The sequence below is a fragment of the Vibrio penaeicida genome (genome assembly GCF_030689305.1).
GTDB classification, from domain to species: Bacteria; Pseudomonadota; Gammaproteobacteria; order Enterobacterales; family Vibrionaceae; genus Vibrio; species Vibrio penaeicida_B.
On record NZ_JAUYVM010000007.1, the window covers coordinates 1 to 25,600 of the forward strand.

Here is a 25,600-nt window from a genome sequence, read left to right on the forward strand (position 1 = left end):
TAGTTCAGTTGGTTAGAATACCGGCCTGTCACGCCGGGGGTCGCGGGTTCGAGTCCCGTCCACTCCGCCATTTATTTAAGAAACCTCAGCAGAAATGTTGAGGTTTTTTGCGTTTAGGAAAGACATATTCGACCTACGGTCGAACGAGCCCCGGTCGTGTGCGACCCCAGCCACTCCGCCATTTATTTAAGAAGCCTCAGCAGAAATGCTGAGGTTTTTTGCGTTCTAGGAAGATATATTCGACCTACGGTCGAACGAGTCCCGGTCGTGTGCGACCCCAACCACTCCGCCATTTATTTAAGAAACCTCAGTAGAGATTCTGAGATTTTTTGCGTTTAAAGACAATACATTCGACTTTCGGTGAAGGAATAGTTGTGTGCGAACCTGGTCACTCACCTCTATTCAAAAGCACTCAGTAGCAATACTAAGATTTTCTTCGTTTGAAGGGGTTATTCGGCCTGCGGACGAATGGATTGTAACTACTTGCTGTCTCTAGCTCTTAATAATAAGGAGCGTTCGTAGAGTGTGTTGTCGGAAGGGCTGAATTTGATAGCGGAAAGAGTAGGGTTTGGGGTCGCAGATGAGAAGGTGGATAGAGCGATAGTTAGAAAAAAAACCAGCGACTTATCGCTGGCTTTAAGAATACGAATCAGATGTGTAGATTAAGACTTATTGTCTATCAACGAAAGTGCCTTACGAGAGACGTCTCCAGCAGCTTGCGTTAGTTGTTGCTTCTCTAAAACGTCTGCCAGATAAGCGTAATCTGAAATGTCTTGTCGTAATTTCAGTGCTTGCTCGAAGTGGTGCTGTGCCTCAGACCAGTTTTCTTGACGCATCAGTAACTGAGCAAGTGTACTGTGGACAATAGCGCTTTCACCATCCTTTTGAAGTGCTCCTTGAAGAAGAACAACAGCGGGGTGCAGGTCTGGTAAGTTCATTTCAGAGATAAGTGAATAGAGTTTGTCGTCTGGTTGCTTTTTCAATCTATCCCGTACGATGATATAGGCTTGTGAATCGGCTTTACGCTCGATCAGTTGCTCTAATAGGCAATGGACAAGCGTTTCGTCTTGGCGAGCCTTTTTAGGCAGCCCATTCCAGTAGGCAAGTAAGCCTTCGCTGCCTTTTTGTTGGGCAACGTCGGCAAGTAACCCGCATTGCGCTTTCAACATCAACGAGTCATGCTCTAATGGATCAATGAGCTTAGCTTTCTTTAGTTGTGGTAATAGATCAATTGTGTTCTGCCACAGTGCCAGTTCTTCATAAACGGTTTTAAGAAGTTCTACCACAATTGGATTGCCAGTGTAGCTATCACGCAAAGCATGCAGGGTGTCTAAAGCCAACTCATACTGAGAGTCTCTTACCAGTTGCTTCGCTCTTGTCAGCTCTACAGCGAGATCTGAGTTTTCTTGTTTTGAAGCTAATCCTAAGTAGTGATCGCGTTTACTCTTGTCACCAAGCCCTTGCGCGGCTTCTGAAGCAACGAGATAACAAAGCATTGGCATGTCATGATGATTTGCCCAGCGTGTGACCTTTTTCTCTGCTCCTTTCCAATCACCTTCTAAAAGCATAATGATGCCTTCGTTTGTATAGCGACGAGCTCGTTTCATCTTGCGTACGCTAAACCAATTCCAAGTTGCGCTGCTGGTATAAAGGAGTTTCTTAATGAGGTACTCCAAACCAAATAGCGCAGCAAGAATACCGATGATAAAAATTACCAGTGTTGTCACGCTCATTTCTATTGTTTTATCGGCAATAGAAATTAAGACATACCCTTGCTGACCAGAAAACTGAGTACCTGCGTAGAGACCTATTCCTAGAAATACGAACAGAAAAATTGCACGAATCATTTAGCCTCCTCCGTAATAATGGTGGTCATCTCTCGGCGCAAGCGCTCTGAAATGACGTCAGAAAGGAGTTCCTGTGTCTCCAGTTTTACTGGGTAATTTACTTGGATGTTTTGTTTACCCAACGCAGCTATACGTTGGTTAAATTTCTGAACAGCAGGATCATCCAAATTAAAGAATAGCGTGGACCACTCATGAGCGACTTTAAGTGCCGTGGAGAAAACTTCTCCTTGTTCGGTGTATACGCCTTTCATCGCTGTTTCTAGCTTCGCCTTAATGTTCTCACGCAAGTAGAAATGCTGTTCAGGTGACAGAAGGGGGATAACGTTGCCATCTCGAGTACGGAAGGTAATGAATTGCTCAGAAAACTCGCCTAAGGACGTTTTTAAGTTTTGCTGCCAGTCATTGATATCGGTTGAGACTTCTTGTTGCTCAACTACTGGGGCTTCGGGAAGAATGGCATTAGCGAGAGGTAAACCATCGACTTGAAGCTGCAAGCTCGTTAATGCAATGACTAAGCCGTCTCGGTCGATTAATGGCAGTGAGCGTAAATTGGTGATGTCATTGGCCATCGCTCTTCTTAAAGGAACCAAGCTAGGGTCATTAAGCGCTGCAATGCGCTGGTCTGCACTTTCCATCAGTTTGGTAGCGCTAACAATATCGTGCTCTAAAAACAACTTTCTACCTGCCAGTTTCACCAAATAATCGGACTCGGCTAGCAGCCAGTCATTTGGACGACGTCCTTTTACATCGGCTAAGGCGAGTTGAAGGCTTTCGATGCTCTTTTGTTGTTGCTCAAGCTCTACTTTTGTGCGGTTAACCGTGTCACGGTTGAGAGCGGCTGTTTCGCTTTGAACGGAATCCAACTCTTGAGCTAGGTTCGTTTGGGTTGCTTTAAATTGCGCTTTTAGCTTGGCTATTTCTTGTTCTTGCTGCTGTGTCTTTTGCTGAATAAGATAGGTAAGTCCGCCTCCAAATATAAGCGAAAGAATGATCGCAATCGTACCAAGCTTGACGCCTCTCTTGCCCTGTTTTTCTTCAAACTTAACAGGCTCATGTTCTTTGACTTGAGGTTTGTCGGCTTCTTTGTTTTGCGAAGGTTCAGTTACCGTTTCCGTCGGTTCTGTTGTCTCTTCTTTTGTTTCTTCAGGTTCAATGTGCTCGTTGTTGTTTTTTTTACTTACCATGCTCTTGTCCTGTTTTATTTCTTGCTAACTGCATTCAGCAAGTCCGAATTTGCTGCGCTGCCTGTATTCACGATATTTTGATATCCCAGCTCTCCGGCGAGAATAGCTATCCGTTGGCTTGGCACTAAAAGGCTTAAAGTATGTAGCCAATCTTTTTGAATTTTCGACATTGACTGCTCTAGGTAGCTGAGTTGTTCGCTACTCGTGAGAATCAAAGTATCAACATTGCGGCTACGCCAATATTGAATAGAATCTTCCGAATTAAATGGAATTGGGTGTCGCTGATAAACTTCTGCATATTCGACACTCGCATTCTTATTCCACAGCGATTCAAAAATCAACTCCCTGCCACTGTTCCCCCTCAAAATCACTATAGAAAGCTGAGAAACGTTTTGTAATTGAGGCAATTGCAGAAAGTGTTCACTATCGCTGATTGTCGGATAGTGTACTTTTTGTTGGGTCGCTTTGCCTAATTTGTATGCGGTTTTTTGACCAATGGCAAGGTATGACGCGCTTGCAGGCCACTTGGCTTGCTGTTCTTTGAGTATTTTTTGAGTGTAATGAACGGCGTGTTGGCTGACGGCGATAACAATGTCGGCGTTGTGAAGCTTACTAGGTAGTGATTGGATATCGTTAGAGGATTGGAACTGAATGAGCGGGTGATGTATGGCATCAGCGTGCTGCGCTTGAATCGCTTCACACAACTCGATGCCATTTTGTCCCGGCCGGGTGACTAATACCGCCATAAAGCCGACTTATTCATGATCCTGATATAGGCGCTCCAGAATATCTTTTGCACCTTGGTCAAGAAGTTGATTCGCTAGGGTGACACCCAGCTCATGCGCTTTAACGACGGGGCCTTTAATTTCTCCGCGCACGACTTTGGAACCATCGGGTTCACCAACAAGCGCTCTCAGCCAGATCTCATCACCATTGATAAGGGAGTAGCTACCAATTGGGACCTGACACCCACCTTCGAGAGTTAAGTTCATTGCACGCTCTGCGGCAACTCTATTCGCCGTTTCCGGATGATTTAAAGGCTCCAATAATTTAATTAGGCGTTCGTCGTCTAGTCGGCACTCGATACCCACAGCTCCCTGTCCAACCGCCGGAAGTGATTGTTCTGGTTCAATGACACTGCTTATGCGCTCTTCCAATTTCAGACGCTTTAACCCCGCCGCTGCGAGAATGATTGCATCGTATTCTCCCGCATCTAGCTTGCCTAATCGAGTTCCGACATTACCGCGAAGCTCTTTGATATGGAGGTCTGGTCTGTATTCTTTCAACTGACATTGACGGCGTAAACTGCAAGTTCCAACGACAGCGCCTTGCGGTAGGTCGTCAATGGAAGCGAATGTGTTGGATACGAAAGCATCACGTGGATCTTCTCGTTCGCAAATTGTTACCAGCCCCAAGCCTTCAGGAAAATCTACTGGGACGTCTTTCATCGAGTGAACAGCGAGGTCGGCACGACCTTCTAGCATCGCCACTTCGAGCTCTTTGACGAATAACCCTTTACCACCCACCTTTGCAAGAGGGGTGTCCAAGATAATGTCTCCCTTGGTAACCATGGTTACCAACTCAACGTCTAAACCTGGGTGTGCCGCTTGCAAAGAATCTTTGACGAAATGTGCCTGCCAAAGGGCAAGTGGACTTTTTCTCGTTGCGATGCGAATGGGAGCTCTTTCGGACATAATGTTTCCATATAGGTCAATCGGATGCGCTAATCCTACCACTGTGCTTAGTAAAGTATTACTGTTTCGTCACACCTATAGTCTGTGTGGCTATCGATCTCGATATTAAGAAAAATATATGTGATCGGGATCTCAAATGTTCTTAGGTCTATTATTACTATATGGTAGAAGGGATGACACTTAATGCGGCAGGGCAATATGTAGGAAAAGGAAGAAAGCAGGAGTTCAGGATATACGCTTATTCTTTACCCTTGAACATTAAAGTGTTAAATTGATCACGTTTTTGTGGCGGTTGTGAATGCACTTTGAACAAAAACATCAATTTAACTTACATATCAAGGAATCACCCCCTTGCAGGCATTTACCGAAACTCTTGTTCACAGATTGGATTTGTTGAATCAGCAGCGTATTGATCGAGCATTGGCTCTGATGGAAACGCAAAGTCAACGCGTATTCCATTTACTGCCTGCTCTCCTTCACTTCAATCATCCGTCCATTCCTGGTTATCTCGAAAGTCACGTTCCCTATGGCATTTTGGGCTTCTCATTAAATCAAACACAGCAGCAGTTTGTTGATGATACTGAGCTGACGCTAGGCGAATCGTTGGAAACATCGAACGATCCTGGAATTTTAGCGCTCTATACCATGGGCAGTACGTCCTCTATTGGACAGAGTACATCTAGCGATTTGGATGTCTGGGTATGTGTATCGCCATCGATGCCCAAACACGACAGAGATAATTTGACCAATAAGTGTTTATTGATCACCGATTGGGCAAAAAACTTAGGCGTAGAAGCCAACTTTTTTCTGATGGATGAAGAGCGTTTTCGAAGCAATCGTTCGGAAGAGATGACAGGGGACAATTGTGGTTCCTCGCAACACTTGTTGTTGCTTGATGAGTTTTACCGTTCTGCTGTAAGACTGGCTGGGCAAAGATTACTTTGGCAAGTAGTGCCTCCAGAAATGGAGGAAGCGTATGATGATTACGTTGAGAAGCTCGTCGAAAATGGTGAGATAGATCGTAATGAGTGGATCGATTTTGGTCAGCTCGATCGCATTCCAGCTGAAGAATATTTTGGCTCCAATTTGTGGCAGTTATACAAAAGTATCGATTCGCCGTATAAATCGGTTTTAAAAGCGATTCTTCTGGAAGCCTATTCTTGGGAATACCCTGCTACTCGACTTCTTTGTATTGACTCTAAGCGTCGATTCTTTTCTCATGAGCCCGATCTCTACGGAATGGATGCGTATTATCTGATGCTTGAGAAAGTCACGCGCTATCTAGAGCGAGTGAATGATCAACGTCGTTTAGACTTGGTTCGTCGTTGTTTTTATTTGAAAACTCACGAGAAGCTATCACGTGAACCCGGAGTAGGGTCGGTCGCATGGCGACGTGAAGCTTTGGGCGACATGGTGAAGCGTTGGCAGTGGTCAGACAGTGTAGTTGAAGAGCTGGACGATCGCCGTAATTGGAAAGTCGAGCAAGTGAAAGTGGTTCACCACGAATTACTGGATGCTCTGATGCTGAGCTACCGCAACTTAATTCAGTTTGCGCGTCGAAATGACATTACTTCAGCCATCAGCCCCCAAGACATCAGCATACTTGCGCGTAAGCTTTACGCTGCTTTTGAGGTGTTACCTGGAAAGGTTACCTTACTCAATCCTCAGATTTCTCCTGATTTGCACGAATCTGATTTGAGTTTTATACAAGTATCACCTGGTCGAACGAACAAACAGGGTTGGTATCTTTATAAACAGCCTTTAGAACCAAGTGCCATCATTGGTCAAAAATACCTAGAACATAATGAATACCTGAGTAAGTTGGTCGCGTGGTCTTTCTTTAATGGCTTGATTACCGAGTCGACACGTTTGCACTCCGTAGTGCGAGAAGCGGAATTGGATATCGACAAGTTTTACCAAATGGTCAGTGACTTGCGTAACACGTTTTCGCTGCACAAACGTCGTCCTACAATGGAAGCGCTAGGTAGCCCTTGTGAAATTAGCCAACTTGCCATGTTCATCAATTTTGAAAACGATCCTACTGTTGAATTGAAGGGTAAATCACTCAAAGTTGACTTGAAAGATATCGATATTTTCAGTTTTGGAGAGGAGCACCGAAGCTTAGTCGGCAGTGTGGATTTGGTATATCGCAATTCATGGCATGAAGTGCGAACGCTACATTTTACGGGTGAAACTGCAATACTGGACGCTTTAAAAACCGTCTTAGGAAAAATGCACCAAGATGCGTTGCCGCCAGAATCGGTCGACGTATTTTGTTATAGCAAAAATTTGCGGGGTGTTATGCGTAACATGGTGTACCAACTTTTGGCTGAGTGCATTGAATTACGTTTGAAGCCAGTTGAGCAAGAGAAACGTCGCCGTTTTAAAGCCATTCGAATCGGCGAACAAATGTATGGGTTGTTTTTTGAGCGCCGTGGCGTTTCAGTTCAGAAGCTTGAAAATTCTGTTGATTTCTACAGCAGTATTTCGACCAATAAACTGAAAGGTTCGCCGTTGATGATGCTCGACAAAGAGCAGGATTATCAGATGCCAGATGTCGTCGATAGTTTTGCCAGCGAGGGCTTGATTCAGTTTTTCTTCGAAGACACAGTTAAAGGTTTTAATATCTATGTGTTGGATGAAGCGAACCGAGTGGAAGTTTATCACCAGTTTAGCGGTGACAAAGACGAGATGATCAGTAACGTTAACCGCTTCTATACGTCAAATCAGGATGAACTCGAAATTAGCGCCAAGTTTATCAACTTTAACTTGCCTCAGTATTATCAAATCATCAATCCTGAAGATGGTGACCCTTACGTTGTGCCTTATCGCAGCGACTCTTCACCACAGAATCGTTCGAATAATGCAGTGAATGCATGAAAGAATGAGTTTCCTCAGATCTTAAAAAGGAGCGCCTAGCGCTCCTTTTTTGCATTGCTCATACTTGGGTTTATACCCAATCTATAGATTCTTGTGCGTGCTTTTCACACTCTTTTTTTACCATGGCGATCAGCTCAATACCTGTTTTCGAGCAAATCCATTCACTACCTTGTAGTTTGAAGTGGAAGCCGCCCGATTTTGAGGCTAGCCAAATCTCGTGCATAGGCTCTTGTCGGTTGATGATTATCTGAGAGCGGTTTTCAAATTCTAGGGTCATGACGTTACCCGACGTTTCATAATCGATGTCCGCGCCTGAATCATCTATGGCTTCTTCGATAGTTTGCAGCTGCTGATCCACTAATTGATGAAATTCAGTATCGTTCATCTCTTATATCCTATTGCTTTTCCTGAGTGTGGTGCGATTATAGGGGGCATTGAATTATTTATCACGAATTGCAGCATGAAAAAGTCAATCACGGCACTTTTAATGTTTGTGGTACTCGGTATCGCCGGGTGTGGACAGACTGGAGCGCTTTACTTACCAAGTGACTCCGAGCAAAACGAACAAACGCAATAGCAATAAAAGAATACAGGGATACAACATTGGATTACTTTAATTATCAGGATGATGGTCAGCTTTGGGCTGAGGACGTCTCATTAACTGAACTGGCGAATCAATATGGAACGCCATTATACGTATACTCACGTGCAACGTTGGAACGCCATTGGAACGCGTTTGATAAATCAGTGGGCGATCATCCCCACCTAGTGTGTTATGCCGTGAAAGCAAACTCCAACTTAGGTGTGCTGAACGTATTGGCTAGACTGGGTTCTGGTTTTGATATTGTATCTCGTGGCGAACTAGAGCGTGTTATCGCAGCTGGTGGCGATCCTGCCAAAATTGTTTTTTCTGGTGTGGGTAAAACCGCGGACGAAATGCGCCGTGCATTGCAGCTGAATATCAAATGTTTCAATGTCGAGTCAGAACCAGAGCTAGAGCTACTCAATAAGGTAGCGAAAGAGCTGGGTGTTGTGGCACCAATCTCATTGCGAATTAATCCCGATGTAGACGCCAATACTCACCCATACATTTCTACAGGTTTGCTAGAAAACAAATTTGGTATTGCCTTCGATCAAGCGTTGCGCGTTTACAAGTTTGCTCAAACGCTAGATAGCCTAGATATTCAAGGTATTGATTGTCATATCGGTTCCCAGCTAACGGATATCGAACCTTTTATCGACGCAGTCGATCGTTTACTTGGATTGATTGATCAGCTAAAAGCAGAAGGAATTGAAGTGAAGCACCTTGATGTGGGTGGTGGCTTAGGCGTGGTATACAAAGATGAATTACCACCAGAGCCTTCTGATTACGCCAAAGCATTGTTAGGCAGGTTAACTAACCACTCTGACTTGGAACTGATTTTCGAACCAGGTCGTGCGATTGCAGCAAATACTGGTGTATTGCTGACGCAAGTCGAATTCCTAAAACATACCGAACACAAAAACTTTGCGATTATTGATGCTGCAATGAACGACTTGATTCGCCCAGCGTTATATCAAGCATGGCAAGACATTGTGCCAGTTGTACCGCGTGAGGGTGAGGCAACCAACTATGATTTGGTTGGTCCGATTTGCGAGACTGGTGACTTCTTAGGTAAAGACCGAGCTTTGGTTCTAGAGCAAGGTGACTTGCTTGCGGTTCGCAGTGCTGGCGCTTACGCATTCGTGATGTCTTCTAACTACAACACACGTGCACGAGCTGCGGAAGTTATGGTTGATGGCAAACAAAGCCACTTAGTTCGTCAACGTGAAGAGTTGAGCAGCTTGTGGGAACTGGAACAAGTGTTACCGGAGTAATGTAAAACACATGCACTTTCATTTTTCTAAAATGCACGGATTGGGTAACGACTTCATGGTTGTGGACTGCATTACCCAAAATGTGTTTTTCTCTCCGGATTTGATCCGCCGATTGGCGGATCGTTATACCGGAATTGGGTTCGATCAGCTGCTGGTGGTTGAAGCGCCTTACGATCCAGAAACCGACTTCCATTACCGTATTTTCAATGCGGATGGTAGCGAAGTGGAGCAATGTGGTAATGGCGCGCGTTGTTTTGCTCGTTTTGTCAGAATGAAAGGCTTAACCAATAAACACGCGATAGGCGTCAGCACCAAGAAAGGCAAAATGGTGCTCAATATTGAAGATGGCGATCAGGTTACGGTCAATATGGGCGAACCTGTTTTTGAACCGTCTAAAATTCCATTTAAAGCCAAGCAAAAAGAGAAAACCTACATTCTGCGTGCTGATGACCAAACCCTATTTTGTGGCGCCGTCAGCATGGGTAATCCCCATGTGGTTACCGTCGTTGATGATATATCCAAGGCAGATGTCGATAATTTAGGGCCCCTTCTGGAATCACATGAACGCTTCCCGGAGCGAGTAAATGCTGGCTTTATGCAGGTTGTATCTCGCAATGAAGTCAATTTGCGAGTGTACGAACGCGGAGCAGGGGAAACTCAGGCTTGTGGAAGTGGTGCTTGTGGGGCTGTTGCCGTTGGTATTGTGCAGGGCTTACTTGATGAAGAAGTCACCGTACATTTACCTGGAGGCGATTTAAAAATTCGCTGGCAGGGACCTGGCAAGCCACTCTATATGACTGGACCAGCAACCCACGTGTTTGACGGTCAATTAAGCTGTTAGGGTTTACAGAGCCCAATGTTCTAAAAAGGAAACGTTTTGTCTTATCCAGAAGCGGATGCACTCACGGCTGAAATTGTTGCCGAATATCTGCAAGATAACCCTGATTTTTTCCAGCACCGTTCTGAGCTGGTTGGTCGCTTATCGATTCCACACCAACAACAAGGTGCGGTTTCATTGGTCGAAGTTCAGTTGAATCGTCATCGTCAACGCATTGAAGAATTGGAAGAAGAAATCACTCAGCTTATGTCACTTGCGGCAAACAATGATCGCACGTTTCATGAGTTTATGGATTTGCAGCAACAGGTGCTTAATTGTGACAACTTGACTCAAGTTGCGCATTGCATTGAGCAAAAATCCAAAGAGTTAGGTTTGAAGGGCTGGATGAAAATCTTTGAATGCCCAGATAAGAACCATCATTTGGAACAAGAGCAGTACCAGCGTTTTGCGACGAATCACTTTAATGGGAAAGACGCCTTTTTGGGACGCATGAAGCAGACGGATCGTGCATTGCTGTTTTCCGATGATTCTGTCCCAGAGCTCGGTTCATTTGCAGTCTTGCCTATAATCAGAAAGAAGCCGTTGGGAATCATTGCTTTTTCCAGTGACGACGGCGGTCATTTTCAACCGAACATGGACACCTTGTTTTTACGTCATTTGACGCTGGTGGTTAGCCATTTGGTGGAAAACCTTTCATGGCAGTCTGATGAGAAAACCCATGTCCAACGCACCTCTTCCCAGTGATATTCAAAAGCCTCTCGATCGTTTCTTTGAATTTTTAAGAAGCGAGCGAGGGCTTAGCCTCCACACGCAGCGTAATTACAAACTTCAACTTCATAGTATGGCCGAACATCTTGTTTCTTTGGGACTAAACAATTGGTCTCAAGTCGATGCAGCTTGGGTTCGCCAGTTAGCCAGTAAAGGCATGCGAGATGGCATGAAAGCCAGCAGCATCGCAACTCGATTATCTTCACTCCGTTCGTTCTTTGATTTCTTAATATTACGGGGTGAGATGCAAGCAAACCCCGCAAAGGGAGTGTCTGCTCCACGCAAGCAGCGCCCATTGCCGAAGAACTTAGATGTGGATGAAGTTGGTCAGCTACTCGAAGTGGATGAGAACGATCCGCTGTCGGTTCGTGATCGTGCCATGATGGAGCTTATGTATGGTGCCGGTTTGCGTTTAGCTGAATTGGTGAGTATTGATGTTAAACATATATCGATGTCCAAAGGGGAGCTACGCGTTGTCGGTAAAGGCGACAAAGAACGTAAAGTGCCTTTTTCTGGTATGGCGAAAGAGTGGGTAAAAAACTGGCTCAAAATGCGAGGAGAACTGGCATCCCCCGATGAACCCGCGCTATTTGTATCGAAACTGGGCGTACGGATTTCTCATCGCAACGTGCAAAAGCGGATGGCAGAGTGGGGGCAAAAGCAATCTGTCGCGAGTCATATCAGTCCACACAAACTCAGACACTCTTTTGCTACCCATATGCTGGAATCCAGTGGTAATTTACGTGCGGTGCAAGAGCTGCTTGGGCACGAAAACATCTCTACCACCCAAATATATACTCACCTTGATTTTCAGCACTTGGCAACGGCTTATGATAAGGCGCACCCAAGAGCACGTAAGAAAGACTCGAGCAATAAGGACGACTGATGCGCCTTTACCGTAGTATTCCCACCATTAAAGCCATGACATTTGATTTGGACGATACTCTATACGACAACAGACCAGTAATACTGAGGTTGGAGTCAGAAGTCTATCAATGGATTGCACGCCATTACCCTAAATGTAAATTGATAACCAAAGACGACTGGCTAACGTTTAAGTATCTTGCCAGAGTCAACAGTCCAAACTTGGCGAGTGATGTGACGTTGCTTCGCCGAGCGCAGTTAGCGTTGGGTTTGGCGCATGTTGGGTATGACGAAGCGGATATCCCCGACATCATCGATCAAATCATGGAACAGGTGCTTTATTGGCGGCATCAGATAGACATTCCAGACGAAACACACCAAGTCCTAAGTCAGTTATCCAAACGTATGCCTCTGGTCGCGATTACCAATGGTAATGTTTACCCTGAAAGAATAGGGTTAGATCAGTATTTTTCACAGGTACTGAAAGCAGGCCCAGACGGCGAAGCAAAACCGCATCGCGAGATGTTCGATAAAGCGGTGTCGTTTTTAGGTTTGAAGCCCAGTGAAATATTGCATGTAGGTGATCATCCCGTGAGTGATGTTTTGGGTGCAAAAGAAAATGGATTTGTCGCATGTTGGTTCAATGATCAGGCGTGCAACACCATAACTTCAAAGAAAATGCGTGTACTCCCCGATATTGAAGTGACCCGATTGAGCTATTTACTCAATATATAGTGGTATCACTTGCATAGATGGATTGTAAGTGCACACTTACGCTATAGTTATTGTTTTGTTGTACTTGCCTTTCACTTGGTCGCAAAAAAATTGGAGCGTTATCACTAAAAACTGAAATATTATTAGCTAATTGATAAAAAGTTGATCCGATGCGTGTTTTCTAGAGGAATGCTAACGTTATAGTGGCAAAAATCACGTTCTGTTAATAATTTGTAATATGCAATGTCACTCGATTTTGGCTCAAGATCTCAGTCAGCTACAGGCTGAGGTATTAAGCTACTCGCCAGACCCAAACGCAAACCATCTAATACAAATCTTTTCTACGCAATCCCCTGAGCTTGTTGTTGAATATAGCCGACTGATGAAACAGCGTTTTCCGCACAGTACTATTCTGGGTCAAAGCACCAGTCATTGCATTAAAGATGGGAGTATCATTAACCTCGGCACATTGGTTGTGATCACCGAACTAGCCGAAACACGTTTGACATCTTGTCTGGTGCAGTACACCGGAAATGCTCAGCAAGATGGTGAAGAGCTTATCGAGCATTTGAATGTAAGCGAAGAGACCAAAGCAGTCATCTGCTTTGCAGAGCAAGTTAATGATCAAGACACCCTACTTTTTGGCTCTCAAGATTATCAGGTGTTTGGTGCATTTAATGAACTGACATTTGAGTTACCTGTTGCAGGTGGTTTGTCGCAGCCTAATTTGTTTGGGCGTTGGGTGTTATGGAACGACCAAATTCATCGACAAGCATGCGTTGCTGTTGCCCTTCATAACCCTAAGCTTCAAGTTTGGCGTGGCTGTTACGCTGAATGGAATCCAATTGGTCGAAAATTTCGAGTGTCTTCTGCCAAGAACGGCGCACTTTACGAATTAGATGGTATTCCAGTTCAACAAATCTATGACCGATATCTAGCCGATGGCAACCCAGTTCCTTTCGAACAGCTTTATGATTTCCCATTAATGAAAGGCGAAGCGAGTCAGCAAAAAGTGCAAATGCCTGTTCGACAGCTGGATGATGGGGCAATAGAGTTTGATACTCAGTGGCGTGTAGGAGATGAAGTTCGATTCTGCTACAACCACCCTTCACTTACCGAAGAGCAGGTTCGAGTCGGTGCGCGCCAGCTCGATGTGCACAAACCAGAAAGCCTGTTTATCTACAACTGTTCATCGAGACTGGAATTCGTGGATGGGTTCGATGAAATAAGCCCATTTGCATCGGTTGCAAAAGTCAGTGGCGTGTATTGTTTGGGTGAGTTGTACCGCGATGTTAACCATCAAACCATTATGCATCATAGTTTGACGTATTTAGCCATGCGTGAACATGAAGTCGTCACTCAAAAAGACACCATCCAGCAAGATCGCTTTCAACATCAAATGTCGCCTTTGTTTTCCTTGATACGTAATGCCATCGCCGATGTCGATGATATGCAGGAAAACATGGAGCACGAACTATTGGTGCAAGCACACCGGCTAACAGAGAGTTACCGCCACGACAGACGAACAGGTTTACCTAATCGTTCTGTATTGAAAGAACGATTGGCGTCGATCAAAACAAATGAACACCTTCTAACGATAAAACTCGCCAACTTTAGCCAAGTGAATGAAAAATACGGATATAAGGTAGGTGACCAGCTACTCGGTGATCTTAGCCAATACTTCAAAGAACAACTTTGGCAACGATTTGGCGGAGATTCTGAACTGTACAGCATAGGCGTAGGCGAATGGGCTGCAGTTTTTTCATCTCACCATACAGGGCTGTATATTCGCCACTTATTTACCGAGCTGGTGGACGAGATAGAACATGTGAATTTTGAACCTTTTGGGTTGCCGGAATTGGATTGTTTATCGGTTTCGATATGTGGAGGTTTGGTCAGTCGCCGTGATTTTCCGCAAGCAAGAGTCGAAGAGCTTTTGATTAAATCGATTGAAGCTCGTCGCCATGGTATGAAAAACAATCGACACATGTGTAACGCAAAGTTACTTGAGAAAGAAGAAGAAAACCGACAAGAACAATTGAATTGGCTATCGTCGGTGAGTCGAGCGGTATTGAATCATAAGGTCGTTGTCTATTCTCAACCCATATTTGCCGCCCATAGCCACAAGAAAGTATCTGAAGAGTGTTTGGTTCGAATTCAAGAAGGCAACCAAATCATTCCCCCGGGGAAATTTCTCCCTATTATTGAGGGGACGCACATATACACCCGACTCAGCCGGCAAATGCTAACGAGTGTCTTTGAGTTGATGTCTCATCGTGAAGAGTCGTTCTCCATCAATCTGTCTCCACAGGATTTGATGAGTGACAAAACTCTGTATTTGCTGGAAAGCGCTTTGCAGAAAATGGTGAACCCAGCACGAGTTGGAATAGAGGTTTTAGAAACCGAACAAATCAAAGACTACAGCCGAATGAGAGAAGTGTGTAATCACTTCAAGCAGCTCGGCGCAAAGATTGTTGTTGATGACTTTGGCTCCGGTTATTCAAATATTGATGAAATCATCAAACTCGAACCCGATACCATTAAATTGGATGGCAGTATCATTCGAAATATTGATAAAGACCGAAGGCAGCGTCAAATCGCCATGCAGCTAGTCCAGCTTTGCCATGTGTTTGAAGCCAAAACAGTTGCTGAGTTCGTGCACAACGAGCAGGTCTGCCGCGTGGCGGAAGACCTAGGAGTCGATTACTTGCAAGGGTTTTATTTGGCCGAGCCCTCTCCTTTGTTATCCAAAGCTAAGGTTTGTTAGCGAAGGAGCCACTTACGCACTAGCTGGTGGATGCTGCGAAACGGTGGGTGGATCATTCGAGTTGGGTACAGTTTTTTTCGAGCCACGACAGTGCGCTGGTTGCTGAACGTCAGGAACCCTTCTTTTCCGTGATAGCTGCCCATTCCTGATGTTCCTACGCCGCCAAACGGTGCGTCTTCAGCCACCACTTGCAATATGGTGTCGTTCACACACGCACCACCTGATTGTGTTTTTTCCAACACTTTACTGACGCTGTTTTTATCGTGGGAAAAGACATAAAGCGCCAACGGCTTTGGTCTTTGATTTACGTATTGAATGGCGTCATCAAGAGATTTATACGCCACAATTGGCAAGACTGGGCCGAAGATCTCGTTTTGCATCAATTGGCTGTCTTCCGGTGCGTCCATCACCAACTGAGTGACCATTTTCCGTTGATTACTGTCTACCGAGTATTTGTTGGCGGGTTCAATCCATGCTCCACCTTGCTCTGCTTCGTCGAGCCATGATTGCAATCGGTCGAAATGCGCTTGGCTGATGATGCTGGTGTAGCTTTCGCAATTCACACCAGAGGGATACAGGTAACCAAAGTGATGTTTATAAGCAAAGACAAACTCTTTCGCCTTACCTTCTGGAATCATGACGTAATCGGGTGACACGCAAATCTGACCAGAGTTGAGCGTTTTGCCATAGACTAATCGCTCAACCGCGTCGTTCATGTCCATGTCTGGAGCGACGATGACTGGGCTCTTTCCGCCCAACTCTAAGGTGACTGGCGTTAAGTTTGACGCCGCGGACTGCATGACTTTTCGTCCTACTTCTGTGGATCCGGTGAACAGTAGGTGGTCAAAGGGCAAAGAAGAAAATTGCGCGGCGATGGTCGCATCCCCTTCCACGATGTGAACGAGTTCCGACGAAAACACGCTTTTAAGCAGCTTAATCAAGACTTGGTTGGTTCTGGGGGTAAACTCGCTCACTTTTATCATGACTCGATTGCCCGCCGCCAACGCAGTAATCAATGGACCTATCGACATAAACACAGGAAAGTTCCATGGCGCAATCACCCCGATGACGCCTAAAGGCTGGGGGTGAACTCGGACGCTAGACAAAGCCAGTACTAATCCTGTTTTGCGCCTTTCTGGCTTCATCCAGCTTTTTAGATGCTTCAGCGAATATTTAATTTGCTGAATGCACGGGAGGATATCGGTAAGTAGTGTTTCATAGTGATGCTTTGCACCAAAATCTTTTGCTGCCGCTTCACAGAGCGCGTCTTGATGATGAAGAAGCGCTTCTTTTAGTGCTGTGAGTCGTTGCTTTCGTTCACTCAAACTCGGATGCTTTTCACCTTCAAACGCCAATTTTTGTCGGTGAAATTGTGCAATCAACGGGTTGCTTTGATTATTGGTCATGATTGCTTCCTTTCCATTGATGCCCACTTTTGTCGGCTTGATAGACATTTAGATAATGTTCAAAAAACTGTTGTAGCTGTTCACTACTATTATTGTTAGGCAATGTGGTGCGATGAGATAGAGATAATAAATGGATACCTACCTCCAGTGTGCAAAAATGCCCTGAAGTTTGATTTCTGCGAAGGGAATAACACGAATCTCCAGACATTTGAATATGCCAGTGAGGCAGTGCCTTAAGCCAATCGCTCCGGTTATACATTTTTTGTGCTTCCTGCCATGTGCCATCCAATACAATAAACACGATGCGCTTTGAACTATCCTGAATAGCGGTCGGCGTTAACAATCGGCTGTTGTCATTAGGAAACAGTAAAATGGGTTGATGGCTTGGGCTTTCCAAAATAGCCGTCAACTCGGTAGGTATACTGGTACGGCTCCACTCAAATACTTGGCATTGTGCCAATGATTTACGCAGCCATTTACCTGTGTTGGTTTCACGTCGAGTTTCATTCGGGTGTGTCAGAAGCACTAAATCCCAATCTGCTACGAGACTAGGTAGGCTGTCACACACACAGTTAAATGTGAGACCGCAGCCGCGACAGCTTTCCATGATTTGCTTCTCCGCTGCCATGCTACATTTGTACTCCGCTTTGCGGCGCTTTTCCGTCAGCAAACTTTCCGTCAGCAAACAAGGTAACAACAGATTGAGAAGAAGACCAAAGCTCTGGAGCACTGCTCGGGTTTATTGGGTAACTGATACCATCGAAAGACAGCGTATGTGTGCTGGAACCTTGTGCGTTTTTAACGTTCATCTCTAGATCATGCCAACCCAGCTTGTTGTGTTGACTGACTTTGAAGGGCGCTTGTACTTGAGTCACTCTTGAATGAAAGCGCCAACGACTACCTTTTTCTTCAAAAATTAAAAGAGTGCAACCGGCGTTATTACACCAATCAAGATAAGTGAGTAATTCTGGTTTTCCATCTTGGTTAAGATCGTACTTAAGCCAGCGGTATCGCGTGTTGGCTGGATCGGTTTTATGAAGCGTGAAATACTGACGAAGCGCCTGATCGACATTGGCATCAAATTCAGAAGAAGATGAGATCGTGGCTTTTTTAAGCGGAGGATTAGGGGTATTGTCGGGCGCTGTCAGTTCACTGGTGTATGACTGACTGTCGGCAAACAGTTCCAATCCATTCCCTTGAATGGGGTACACCACACCATTCACTTTTTCTTTCACCGCTTTTAGGCTCGAACCTGAGCGTGTATAAATGCGCTCGGAAAGCAGAGGTTGGTTTTGGTAGTGTGTCATCGTCACTTTGATTTGATCAGGATTGAGCTGCTGCCAGTATCCTTTTTCTTGTGTGCTCGGATCGCCATTGCTGTAGTGGTAATGCGTATTGGCGCTGTGATCAGAGTTGAGCTCCAATTGCACTGAAAACCCTTGGCTCTTTGTACTGGTAGCGCGATAGCTTCCAAGCCAGTCGTGACTAGAATCACCATTAGAAAGTGCCCCACAGCCTAGATATTGGCTGTTTTTGGTCTTTAATGTCGCCGACCAACTGAATACATCCCCACTGCTGGTATCAACACAATGTGCTCGAGTGAATACGAGATTACCGTTATCGAACTGGTAGGTGCGTTTTAGTGGCGAAATTTCTGTTTTTCTCACCGTATAGGATTGGCTCTCTTTACCTAATACAGCCAGTTGGATTTGGTCTTGCTCAAATGTGGCTTTCCAGAAAGGTTCGCTACCTGCGGCATAGGTGGAGTGTAATGGTGATGCACAGCGCAACGGAGATTGTGCACTAACGTGATTAATGCCCGTTACGACGAAGCGCGCTGCAAAATCGGCGGCAAAGCCATCTTGAGGTGGCGGGGCTAAGTAGCCAATCATTTCACCATAAAGCGGTTGATATGGACGCTCTACTAATCCTTGAATACGTTGGAATGCTTCTGGTGTAATATCCAGCCAATATTGCTGTTTGCCGCCACATGGGGCTATGGTTCGGGTTTCATGCCCTAATACGACCTCACCATGTAACATAAACGTTTGTGGTACGATTTCTGGCTGATCAATGGTAACGGGAACAGGCTTTTCAGGCTCGATTTCCGGTGCATTTGTCTGTGCACAGCCCTGTAATATCAGCACGCTACCGATGAAAGTCGAAAAAATCAGGGATTTCATTAAAATTAACCTCAAGCCAGCCTTCGAATTATGTGAGAGATATTATGTCATATTGGTTATTTAAAACTGAACCAGATGAGTTTTCTATCGATACTCTACGGGTGAAAAATGTATCGTGTTGGGAGGGAGTACGCAATTATCAAGCGCGTAACATGATGCGAGATGAGATAAAAGTCGGCGATTTGGTGTTTATCTACCATTCATCTTGCAAACATATTGGAGTGGCTGGAATTGCGAAAGTGACGAAAGAAGCGTATCCCGACCATTTCCAGTTTGATGCAAAAAGCGACTACTTCGACCCCAAGTCTGATCCCGATAACCCACGCTGGGTTATGGTGGACATCGAATTTGTTCGTAAACTCGATAGGCTGATTCCACTGGTTAAGCTTAAGTCTTTGCCCGAGTTGAGTGAATTACCTTTGGTTAAAAGAGGAAATCGCCTATCCATTATGCCAGTGTCTGAGCAAGAGTGGCAGACGATTCTGGATCAGGAGTAGGGAGTTAATCTTTTCCTATCAAATGATTTTCTAGATAGTGTGCAACGGCATCGTTCGCGTTGCTGCCAATGATTTCGTTGTTTGGTAGGGCAAGCTTCACTTTTTCATGGGATGTTTCCATGACCAATCCTTTGCCCGCCATAGCCAACATTTCGACGTCGTTCATACCATCACCAAAAGCAATACAGTTTTCAAGACCAAAGCCCAACTGCTTGGCAACGGCATCCAATGCTTCCCCTTTTGATACACAAGCCGCCATGACTTCTAAGCACCACGGTGTCGAGAATGCGATGTTCAGTTTGTCGCCAAATACGTCATTCAACTGGCTTTCAAATTGAACCAAATGTTCATGATCAGGGTAGGTGAAAAACAATTTAGCTATTCCATCGGTTGGTGCGTTATCTACCTCAAAGCGTTGATACGTAAAGCCGGATTCCTCATGGAAGTTTTTGAGTTTTTCGTCTTCCCGATCCAATAACCACGATTCATTCTGATACAGGTGAATGATGATGTCTTTGTCTTCTTTTATGATATCGATGACAGGTTGCACCAACTCAGAAGGCACATCCTGGCTGTACACCAAGTTATCGTTGGTGTCGTGTACACGTGCACCATTTGACGTGATCATGTACGCAGGAATGCCCACTTGGCTACGAATTCCTGCTACGTCGACGTGGTGCCTACCTGTTGCGAAAATGAAGTGAATGCCTTGTTGATGCAGGGCTTTCAGCGTGGATTTACTGAATTCACTTAGCTGGTGGTTTGGCGCAAGGAGTGTACCGTCAAGGTCGGAAGCAACGATGCTGAAGTTGGAATGGTCAATGTCAGAGCCGTTATGATTGGAATCGCTAGCAGTGGTCTTCATAGGGTGTGTAGGTACTCGACGTTATTAATAAGGGAGTTATCACCCTAGTCTAATTCAGTCTCATGACAAAAAAGAGGGTAATTCCGTATTTCCTCTTTTAGGAATCTACTCTTTTTGATTCGGCTAATTGATTACTCTTTCGATGTATTCCCCTGAAAGAACCTAAGAATACTTTCAAGGGCAGCGTTGCGTATATGATCTCGTTCGAACAGTAATTCATGCCTAGAATCGGGCAGGCTAACCATTTGTGTAACGCGTTTCCCGCGCTTTAGGTTTTGAATAAATTCTGATTGCGCTTGATTACTCACGATGATGTCATCGCCCGCTTGCAGTAACAGCAGCGGTGTTTTTATGTCAGCGGCTTTATCCACACAGGTTTGCGCGGCTGTCAGGCTCTGCCATACCCAGCGGCTGCTTGGTCCGCCTAGCTTGAGCTGTGGCATGGATTCATATAAATCTCGGAACCATGTATAGCGTGTTTTACTAAATGTAAGAGGGTTGTTTTCGAAGGGTTTACTCCAATACGCCCCTTGACCCAGTGCAAAATTGGGTTTGTTTGAAAAGGTATCAATAAGCCCACTAAGAATCTTCGCAATTGGGCGCATGTACCAAGATAGATTCACCCCAAACATAGGAGCGCTCAGTGCCGTTGCAACAAACGGGTGATCGGCGTGGGTTTGCAAATATCGAGTGATGATTGCTCCCCCCATTGAATGTCCCAGCAAGAAGGACTGTTCGTAACGCGAGAAACCGAACTGTTCAACCATTAAAGCCATGTCGTCTACGTAATCACCAAAGTCCATCACGTGTCCTAATTCGGGATTTTCGGTGAGCCTATCCGACAAACCTTGACCTTGATGATCGTAAGAGTAGATATCGTAACCTTGTTGGAATAAATCGAAGAAGAGTTCTTGGTATTTCCACGTACTTTCAATGCGCCCGTTCACGACCATAATGGCTTTAGTGTGCTTAGGAGAAGTCAGAGAGATCCAGTAAAGGCGGCGGCTATTGGTGCCCTGCGAGTAACCGTGTTGCCTTTGTTGCCAAAAAGGCGCAATCTGTTGGGCATAATATTGCGAAAAAGAGTCTTCCTGACTGAATGTGTAGTTGGAGGAGGCTAATTCGCTCATGGTTTTCTCTGTTAGATTGTCGACTATAGGTATATTGTACGCCGAAAGTGACGATTGAATGTAAAAAGGATGGCAGAAATGGATACCCAAGTTTTGTTGACCTATATCGCCACTGCAATCATTTTTAGTTTCGCACCGGGCTCAGGAACTGTGAACTCGATCAGCAATGGTATCAATTATGGGATACGCAAGTCGTTACCGGCGATCTTGGGTTTACAAATTGGGCTTACCTTTCATATTGTCTTAGTAGGAGCAGGGATAGGCGCCTTGGTTGCACAGTCTGCAATAGCATTTACTGTTATTAAGTGGGTTGGAGTGGTCTATCTAATTTTACTTGGTATGCAAAAGTGGCGAGAAACCAAGAGCTTAACCGTTTCTACAGAGCCAAAACAAGTGTCAGGATGGCAATTGATGCGGAGTGCCACTTTGATCAATTTGACCAATCCGAAGTCGATTGTTTTCCTCGTAGCCCTGTTTCCACAGTTTATCGATCCGGCTCAAGATCAGATGACTCAGCTTATTGTGCTTGGTGTGACCACTGTTGTAATTGATATTTTTGTCATGATTTTTTACACCGGAATGGCTGCGCATTTAGGTCGGTTTATCCGATCAGGAAAGATGATGTCGAGAATGAACCGGATTTTTGGCTCTATGTTTATCGGTTGCGGAGCTTTGTTGGCGACGGCAAGAGCTTAACGCATTGGTGGATATTAACAATTTGGACTACCGATACGCATGGAAATACGGTATCTTCTCGGACCAGTGATACCTTTAGTTTGTGGTTTTGGGTAATTATCTATGTACACCTATGTTGCACGGCAACCTATTCTGAATAATAAATGCCAAACCATAGGCTATGAACTGCTGTTCAGAGACGGGGAGCACAACGCATTTCCCGTTCACGTTGACTCAAATCGAGCGACTTACCGTTTGATCGTCGAGAACTTCCTCTCTTTTGGAAGTAATGCGACGTCTAAAGCTTCTCGCTACTTCATTAACTTCCCTCACGAAAGCTTGGTTCGAATGCTTCCAATGGCATTGCCCAAAGAGCAAATCATTGTAGAAGTGCTGGAAACATGCCGCCCAACCGACGATTTACTGCACGCGATCCGCTATTTACATCGCCACGGCTATGCCATTGCGTTGGACGATTTTGATTTGGGCGCAGAGTGGGAGCGATTTGTTCCTTACGCAAAAATCATCAAGATAGATCTGATGCAAGTGGGTATCGAGCAAGCGTGCGAATACGTTCGTCAAAAGTTAGCTGCTGGGTCAAAATGTAAATTCTTAGCTGAACGTGTTGAAACGTATCAGGAATTTGAAGCGGCTCGTGAGGCGGGTTTCGATTTCTTCCAAGGCTTTTTCTTCAGCAAGCCTGAAGTCATCCGTAATCGCGCAGTCAAACCAGAGCAAATGCTTGCCCTTGAGCTCTTTCAAGAAGTTTGCCAAGCCGATGTCGACTATGATCGCGTCGAAATGTTGGTCACTCAGGATGTGACACTCAGTTATCAATTATTGCGTTTTGTAAACGGCATGACGCCAAGGATTTCCGTGCCTATTTCCTCTTTTAGGCAAGCCTTGGTCTACCTTGGGCAGGATAAGCTTAAACAGTTTGTTTCCTTGGTTGTTGCTTCTTATGTTTCGAACAAGAAACCATTGGAATTGCATAAACTGTCTTTGCAGCGTGCGCGTTTCTGTCACCTAATGACTCGCTATCGTCCCTTTGATAGCCAACGTGATCAAGCATTCATCATTGGATTGTTTTCATTGTTGGATTCTTTTCTCGACCATTCCATGGACAGTTTACTCGAGCAACTCCCATTATGTGCTGAAATCAACATTGCCTTGCTCCAGCGTGAAGGGCCTCTGGGTCAGTTGTTGACGCTTGAAGAACGCTTTGAAAATGCTGATTGGGATGGCGTGGAAAGTTTGTGCCAATCACTGCAGCTGAAAGTGGACGATGTCCGAAACGAACTTCACGAAGCGATGAACTGGAGTGAGCACATGCAAGCAATGATTCTAACCAATGTGAAGCCGCCCAAAGCTGTCGGTGGGTAATTGAGCTGATTGATTCACTGTTACCCCTTTCCGTTATATGACAATTCTATTAATTTGATCTTTCTCTCTTGACCTAAGTTCGTTATTTTTTAATATATATGGATATGCGAATATATTAAGAGATGGCTATGTTACCTCACCTGTTTTTCAAGATGCTGTCAGACGAAACACGTTTGAGATGCTTACTGCTGCTCGCCCGAGAAGGCAGCCTTTGTGTATGTGAACTAATGGATGCATTGGAAGAAAGCCAGCCCAAAATCTCACGCCACCTTGCGCAATTAAGACAGTCCGGTGTGTTGTTGGATGAACGCCGAGGGCAATGGGTGTATTACCAAATCTCTTCAGAATTACCTGAATGGTTAAGCAATGTGATTGATGGTATTGCGACTTCAGAAAGTTTGAAAGTGCAGTATCAAGCCGATATAGAACGTTTGAATCGCGCTGACAGACCATGCCAGTAGCTCCCAGTCACCTTAAAGTTACTTGGGTACAACAGTTTCCCTAAATGGAAGATAAAACGATGACGATTAAAGTAGGAATTAACGGTTTTGGCAGAATTGGTCGCCTAGCATTGCGCGCGGCGTTTGACTGGTCCGAAATCGAATTTGTTCACATTAATGATGTGGCAGGAAATGCAGAAACCTTAGGCCACTTGCTGGAGTTTGATTCCGTTCAGGGGCGCTGGCACCACGAAGTGAGTGTCGATAATGGCGATATTGTTGTCAATGATCAGCGAATCTCGACGTCACAAAATGCCTCCATTGCGGATACCGATTGGTCGGGCTGCGACGTGGTGATTGAAGCAACGGGCGTGCATCGCAAAACCTCTTTCTTGAACCAGTACTTAGATCAGGGTGTGAAGCGTGTTGTGGTATCAGCACCAGTAAAAGAAGAAGGCATAGCGAACATCGTGGTGGGTGTGAACGACCACATTTTCGACCCTGAGACGCATAAAATTGTTACCGCAGCTTCTTGCACCACCAACTGCATTGCACCTGTTGTGAAAGTTATTCACGAGAAGCTTGGGATAGCACAAGCCTCTTTCACGACGATTCATGACTTAACCAATACCCAAACCATTTTAGATACGCCTCATAAAGACCTTCGCCGTGCACGCGCGTGTGGAATGAGTTTGATTCCAACCACAACGGGCAGCGCGACCGCGATTGTGGAAATTTTCCCAGAGCTAAAAGATAAGATTAACGGACACGCGGTGCGCGTACCTTTAGCCAATGCTTCTTTAACCGATATCATTTTTGATGTGAAAAAGGATACCACTCCAGAAGAAGTGAACGCCTTGCTTAAAGAAGCATCTGAAGGCGAACTGAAGGGTATTCTTGGTTTTGAAGAGCGTCCACTGGTATCGATCGATTATAAAGGCGACCAACGCTCTACCATTGTCGATGCGCTTTCAACCATGGTTGTGGGAACACGAATGGTGAAAATCTATGCGTGGTATGACAATGAAATGGGCTATGCGACTCGTACCGCTGAATTGGTTCGTAATGTTGGCTTGGTATAGAGAGGAAAAAACATGTCTCACCCTACTTGGAATTTAGATTTAGAAATCGGTGGTTTGGTTTTAACGCCTTGCCCAGGTACAAAAGGCGTTCCATTAGAGGATTCTCTGAAGCAGCTTCAATCTCAAGGTGTACAAGCGATAGTCACCGCTTTGAGTAATGCTGAACTTGCCAGCAAAGACGTTGCAGAGCTTGGAGCATTAACCGAGCAATTGGGTATGAAGTGGTTTCAAATTGAAATTGAAGACGATTGCGCACCGAGCGAAGCGTTTGATATTAAATGGCAAAACGCCAGCCCAGACTTACACGCCATTCTCGAAGAAGACGGTAACGTAGCCATGCACTGCATGGGAGGCTCGGGACGTACAGGTTTGTTCGCCGCTCACCTATTACTGGAACAAGGCTGGGCGTTGGATGACATCATCCGGGAAGTACAGGCACTTCGTCCGGGCGCGTTTACCAAACCCGTACAAGTTGACTACATTGAGCGTGTGGCATCCGACTATACATCGAAGTAAGGCGATCTCT

Annotated in this window: 24 protein-coding genes; 14 read left to right on the forward strand and 10 right to left on the reverse strand. The window is 45.2% G+C overall.

The window, feature by feature from the left end:
* Window positions 1–662: 662 nt before the first annotated feature.
* Genes Q8W40_RS12545 through hemC form a run of 4 tightly spaced genes read right to left on the reverse strand, consistent with a single transcriptional unit; the run spans window position 663 to window position 4,725 of the window.
* Complete coding sequence (locus Q8W40_RS12545) at window positions 663–1,847, reverse strand: heme biosynthesis protein HemY (protein WP_305397489.1); 1,185 nt, start codon at window positions 1,845–1,847, stop codon at window positions 663–665.
* Window positions 1,844–3,031, reverse strand: coding sequence for a uroporphyrinogen-III C-methyltransferase (locus Q8W40_RS12550; protein ID WP_305397490.1), 1,188 nt, complete (start codon window positions 3,029–3,031; stop codon window positions 1,844–1,846). Before Q8W40_RS12550 ends, Q8W40_RS12545 begins: the two co-directional genes overlap by 4 nt.
* 14 nt (window positions 3,032–3,045) lie before the next feature.
* On the reverse strand, window positions 3,046–3,777 hold the full coding sequence (locus Q8W40_RS12555) for a uroporphyrinogen-III synthase (protein ID WP_305397491.1): 732 nt from the start codon (window positions 3,775–3,777) through the stop codon (window positions 3,046–3,048).
* 9 nt (window positions 3,778–3,786) lie between these two features.
* Window positions 3,787–4,725: a hydroxymethylbilane synthase gene (gene hemC, locus Q8W40_RS12560; RefSeq protein ID WP_305397492.1), complete on the reverse strand. Its 939-nt coding sequence runs from the start codon at window positions 4,723–4,725 to the stop codon at window positions 3,787–3,789.
* A 351-nt stretch (window positions 4,726–5,076) separates the two neighbouring features.
* Between hemC and Q8W40_RS12565 the strand changes: the two genes are divergently transcribed.
* Window positions 5,077–7,605, forward strand: coding sequence for a class I adenylate cyclase (locus Q8W40_RS12565; RefSeq protein WP_305397494.1), 2,529 nt, complete (start codon window positions 5,077–5,079; stop codon window positions 7,603–7,605).
* Between the two features lie 70 nt (window positions 7,606–7,675).
* Here Q8W40_RS12565 and cyaY read toward each other — a convergent pair whose 3' ends face one another.
* Window positions 7,676–7,990: an iron donor protein CyaY gene (cyaY, locus tag Q8W40_RS12570; RefSeq protein ID WP_305397495.1), complete on the reverse strand. Its 315-nt coding sequence runs from the start codon at window positions 7,988–7,990 to the stop codon at window positions 7,676–7,678.
* Window positions 7,991–8,065: 75 nt separating this feature from the next.
* On the opposite strand from cyaY, the gene lptM reads away from it, so the two are divergent.
* From lptM to Q8W40_RS12605, 7 genes are all read left to right on the forward strand, one after another.
* A complete protein-coding gene (gene lptM / locus Q8W40_RS28155) occupies window positions 8,066–8,182 on the forward strand; it encodes an LPS translocon maturation chaperone LptM (RefSeq protein ID WP_442316512.1) in 117 nt (38 codons plus the stop codon).
* A gap of 26 nt (window positions 8,183–8,208) precedes the next feature.
* A complete protein-coding gene (lysA, locus tag Q8W40_RS12580; RefSeq protein ID WP_101115633.1) occupies window positions 8,209–9,462 on the forward strand; it encodes a diaminopimelate decarboxylase in 1,254 nt (417 codons plus the stop codon).
* A 10-nt stretch (window positions 9,463–9,472) separates the two neighbouring features.
* Window positions 9,473–10,303, forward strand: a complete 831-nt coding sequence (gene dapF, locus Q8W40_RS12585) for a diaminopimelate epimerase (RefSeq protein ID WP_305397498.1) — start codon at window positions 9,473–9,475, stop codon at window positions 10,301–10,303.
* Between the two features lie 36 nt (window positions 10,304–10,339).
* The gene (locus Q8W40_RS12590) at window positions 10,340–11,044 is read left to right on the forward strand and encodes a DUF484 family protein (RefSeq protein WP_305397500.1); all 705 of its coding nucleotides are present in this window, start codon (window positions 10,340–10,342) and stop codon (window positions 11,042–11,044) included.
* Window positions 11,019–11,954 carry a tyrosine recombinase XerC gene (xerC, locus tag Q8W40_RS12595; RefSeq protein ID WP_305397502.1) on the forward strand — a complete coding sequence of 312 codons (936 nt, stop codon included), beginning with the start codon at window positions 11,019–11,021 and terminating at the stop codon, window positions 11,952–11,954. Before Q8W40_RS12590 ends, xerC begins: the two co-directional genes overlap by 26 nt.
* Window positions 11,954–12,667, forward strand: coding sequence for a 5-amino-6-(5-phospho-D-ribitylamino)uracil phosphatase YigB (gene yigB / locus Q8W40_RS12600; RefSeq protein ID WP_305397504.1), 714 nt, complete (start codon window positions 11,954–11,956; stop codon window positions 12,665–12,667). The genes xerC and yigB overlap by 1 nt, the downstream gene beginning before the upstream one ends.
* A 217-nt stretch (window positions 12,668–12,884) precedes the next feature.
* The gene (locus Q8W40_RS12605) at window positions 12,885–15,413 is read left to right on the forward strand and encodes a bifunctional diguanylate cyclase/phosphodiesterase (RefSeq protein WP_305397506.1); all 2,529 of its coding nucleotides are present in this window, start codon (window positions 12,885–12,887) and stop codon (window positions 15,411–15,413) included.
* Here the strand turns inward: Q8W40_RS12605 and Q8W40_RS12610 are convergent.
* The 3 genes from Q8W40_RS12610 to Q8W40_RS12620 are packed head-to-tail and all read right to left on the reverse strand — an operon-like array spanning window position 15,410 to window position 19,002.
* Window positions 15,410–16,819, reverse strand: coding sequence for a coniferyl aldehyde dehydrogenase (locus Q8W40_RS12610; protein WP_101115639.1), 1,410 nt, complete (start codon window positions 16,817–16,819; stop codon window positions 15,410–15,412). The genes Q8W40_RS12605 and Q8W40_RS12610 overlap by 4 nt on opposite strands.
* Window positions 16,809–17,426 (reverse strand): tRNA-uridine aminocarboxypropyltransferase, encoded by a 618-nt coding sequence (locus Q8W40_RS12615; RefSeq protein ID WP_305397507.1) that lies wholly within the window; start codon window positions 17,424–17,426, stop codon window positions 16,809–16,811. The genes Q8W40_RS12610 and Q8W40_RS12615 overlap by 11 nt, the downstream gene beginning before the upstream one ends.
* 22 nt (window positions 17,427–17,448) lie before the next feature.
* Entirely contained in the window at window positions 17,449–19,002 is a 1,554-nt protein-coding gene (locus Q8W40_RS12620; RefSeq protein ID WP_305397509.1) for a hypothetical protein, read from the reverse strand.
* A gap of 44 nt (window positions 19,003–19,046) precedes the next feature.
* Between Q8W40_RS12620 and Q8W40_RS12625 the strand changes: the two genes are divergently transcribed.
* Window positions 19,047–19,499 carry an EVE domain-containing protein gene (locus Q8W40_RS12625; RefSeq protein WP_305397511.1) on the forward strand — a complete coding sequence of 151 codons (453 nt, stop codon included), beginning with the start codon at window positions 19,047–19,049 and terminating at the stop codon, window positions 19,497–19,499.
* Window positions 19,500–19,503: 4 nt separating this feature from the next.
* Here Q8W40_RS12625 and Q8W40_RS12630 read toward each other — a convergent pair whose 3' ends face one another.
* Complete coding sequence (locus Q8W40_RS12630; RefSeq protein ID WP_305397513.1) at window positions 19,504–20,364, reverse strand: Cof-type HAD-IIB family hydrolase; 861 nt, start codon at window positions 20,362–20,364, stop codon at window positions 19,504–19,506.
* Between the two features lie 131 nt (window positions 20,365–20,495).
* Window positions 20,496–21,494, reverse strand: a complete 999-nt coding sequence (locus Q8W40_RS12635; RefSeq protein WP_305397515.1) for an alpha/beta fold hydrolase — start codon at window positions 21,492–21,494, stop codon at window positions 20,496–20,498.
* Window positions 21,495–21,572: 78 nt separating this feature from the next.
* Between Q8W40_RS12635 and rhtB the strand changes: the two genes are divergently transcribed.
* The 5 genes from rhtB to Q8W40_RS12660 all read left to right on the forward strand — a co-directional run bounded on the left by rhtB (window position 21,573) and on the right by Q8W40_RS12660 (window position 25,590).
* Window positions 21,573–22,190, forward strand: coding sequence for a homoserine/homoserine lactone efflux protein (rhtB, locus tag Q8W40_RS12640; protein ID WP_305397516.1), 618 nt, complete (start codon window positions 21,573–21,575; stop codon window positions 22,188–22,190).
* Window positions 22,191–22,292: 102 nt separating this feature from the next.
* Complete coding sequence (locus Q8W40_RS12645) at window positions 22,293–23,552, forward strand: EAL and HDOD domain-containing protein (RefSeq protein ID WP_305397518.1); 1,260 nt, start codon at window positions 22,293–22,295, stop codon at window positions 23,550–23,552.
* Between the two features lie 128 nt (window positions 23,553–23,680).
* On the forward strand, window positions 23,681–24,013 hold the full coding sequence (locus Q8W40_RS12650) for a metalloregulator ArsR/SmtB family transcription factor (protein WP_101115647.1): 333 nt from the start codon (window positions 23,681–23,683) through the stop codon (window positions 24,011–24,013).
* Window positions 24,014–24,072: 59 nt separating this feature from the next.
* Window positions 24,073–25,074, forward strand: coding sequence for an ArsJ-associated glyceraldehyde-3-phosphate dehydrogenase (locus Q8W40_RS12655; protein WP_305397520.1), 1,002 nt, complete (start codon window positions 24,073–24,075; stop codon window positions 25,072–25,074).
* A 12-nt stretch (window positions 25,075–25,086) separates the two neighbouring features.
* On the forward strand, window positions 25,087–25,590 hold the full coding sequence (locus tag Q8W40_RS12660; protein ID WP_305397522.1) for a cyclin-dependent kinase inhibitor 3 family protein: 504 nt from the start codon (window positions 25,087–25,089) through the stop codon (window positions 25,588–25,590).
* The last annotated feature ends 10 nt before the right edge of the window (window positions 25,591–25,600 follow it).

What these genes read in the sequence shown, in the direction of transcription:
- Q8W40_RS12555 (WP_305397491.1), bottom strand. Translation starts at nt 3,777, where the DNA reads ATGGCGGTATTAGTCACCCGGCCGGGACAAAATGGCATCGAGTTGTGT.
- xerC (WP_305397502.1), top strand. Translation starts at nt 11,019, where the DNA reads ATGTCCAACGCACCTCTTCCCAGTGATATTCAAAAGCCTCTCGATCGT.
- hemC (WP_305397492.1), bottom strand. Translation starts at nt 4,725, where the DNA reads ATGTCCGAAAGAGCTCCCATTCGCATCGCAACGAGAAAAAGTCCACTT.
- Q8W40_RS12650 (WP_101115647.1), top strand. Translation starts at nt 23,681, where the DNA reads ATGTTACCTCACCTGTTTTTCAAGATGCTGTCAGACGAAACACGTTTG.
- Q8W40_RS12625 (WP_305397511.1), top strand. Translation starts at nt 19,047, where the DNA reads ATGTCATATTGGTTATTTAAAACTGAACCAGATGAGTTTTCTATCGAT.
- Q8W40_RS12610 (WP_101115639.1), bottom strand. Translation starts at nt 16,819, where the DNA reads ATGACCAATAATCAAAGCAACCCGTTGATTGCACAATTTCACCGACAA.
- rhtB (WP_305397516.1), top strand. Translation starts at nt 21,573, where the DNA reads ATGGATACCCAAGTTTTGTTGACCTATATCGCCACTGCAATCATTTTT.
- Q8W40_RS12660 (WP_305397522.1), top strand. Translation starts at nt 25,087, where the DNA reads ATGTCTCACCCTACTTGGAATTTAGATTTAGAAATCGGTGGTTTGGTT.
- Q8W40_RS12630 (WP_305397513.1), bottom strand. Translation starts at nt 20,364, where the DNA reads ATGAAGACCACTGCTAGCGATTCCAATCATAACGGCTCTGACATTGAC.
- Q8W40_RS12645 (WP_305397518.1), top strand. Translation starts at nt 22,293, where the DNA reads ATGTACACCTATGTTGCACGGCAACCTATTCTGAATAATAAATGCCAA.
- Q8W40_RS12655 (WP_305397520.1), top strand. Translation starts at nt 24,073, where the DNA reads ATGACGATTAAAGTAGGAATTAACGGTTTTGGCAGAATTGGTCGCCTA.
- Q8W40_RS12550 (WP_305397490.1), bottom strand. Translation starts at nt 3,031, where the DNA reads ATGGTAAGTAAAAAAAACAACAACGAGCACATTGAACCTGAAGAAACA.
- Q8W40_RS12635 (WP_305397515.1), bottom strand. Translation starts at nt 21,494, where the DNA reads ATGAGCGAATTAGCCTCCTCCAACTACACATTCAGTCAGGAAGACTCT.
- cyaY (WP_305397495.1), bottom strand. Translation starts at nt 7,990, where the DNA reads ATGAACGATACTGAATTTCATCAATTAGTGGATCAGCAGCTGCAAACT.
- Q8W40_RS12545 (WP_305397489.1), bottom strand. Translation starts at nt 1,847, where the DNA reads ATGATTCGTGCAATTTTTCTGTTCGTATTTCTAGGAATAGGTCTCTAC.
- Q8W40_RS12605 (WP_305397506.1), top strand. Translation starts at nt 12,885, where the DNA reads ATGCAATGTCACTCGATTTTGGCTCAAGATCTCAGTCAGCTACAGGCT.
- Q8W40_RS12615 (WP_305397507.1), bottom strand. Translation starts at nt 17,426, where the DNA reads ATGGAAAGCTGTCGCGGCTGCGGTCTCACATTTAACTGTGTGTGTGAC.
- Q8W40_RS12620 (WP_305397509.1), bottom strand. Translation starts at nt 19,002, where the DNA reads ATGAAATCCCTGATTTTTTCGACTTTCATCGGTAGCGTGCTGATATTA.
- dapF (WP_305397498.1), top strand. Translation starts at nt 9,473, where the DNA reads ATGCACTTTCATTTTTCTAAAATGCACGGATTGGGTAACGACTTCATG.
- lptM (WP_442316512.1), top strand. Translation starts at nt 8,066, where the DNA reads ATGAAAAAGTCAATCACGGCACTTTTAATGTTTGTGGTACTCGGTATC.
- yigB (WP_305397504.1), top strand. Translation starts at nt 11,954, where the DNA reads ATGCGCCTTTACCGTAGTATTCCCACCATTAAAGCCATGACATTTGAT.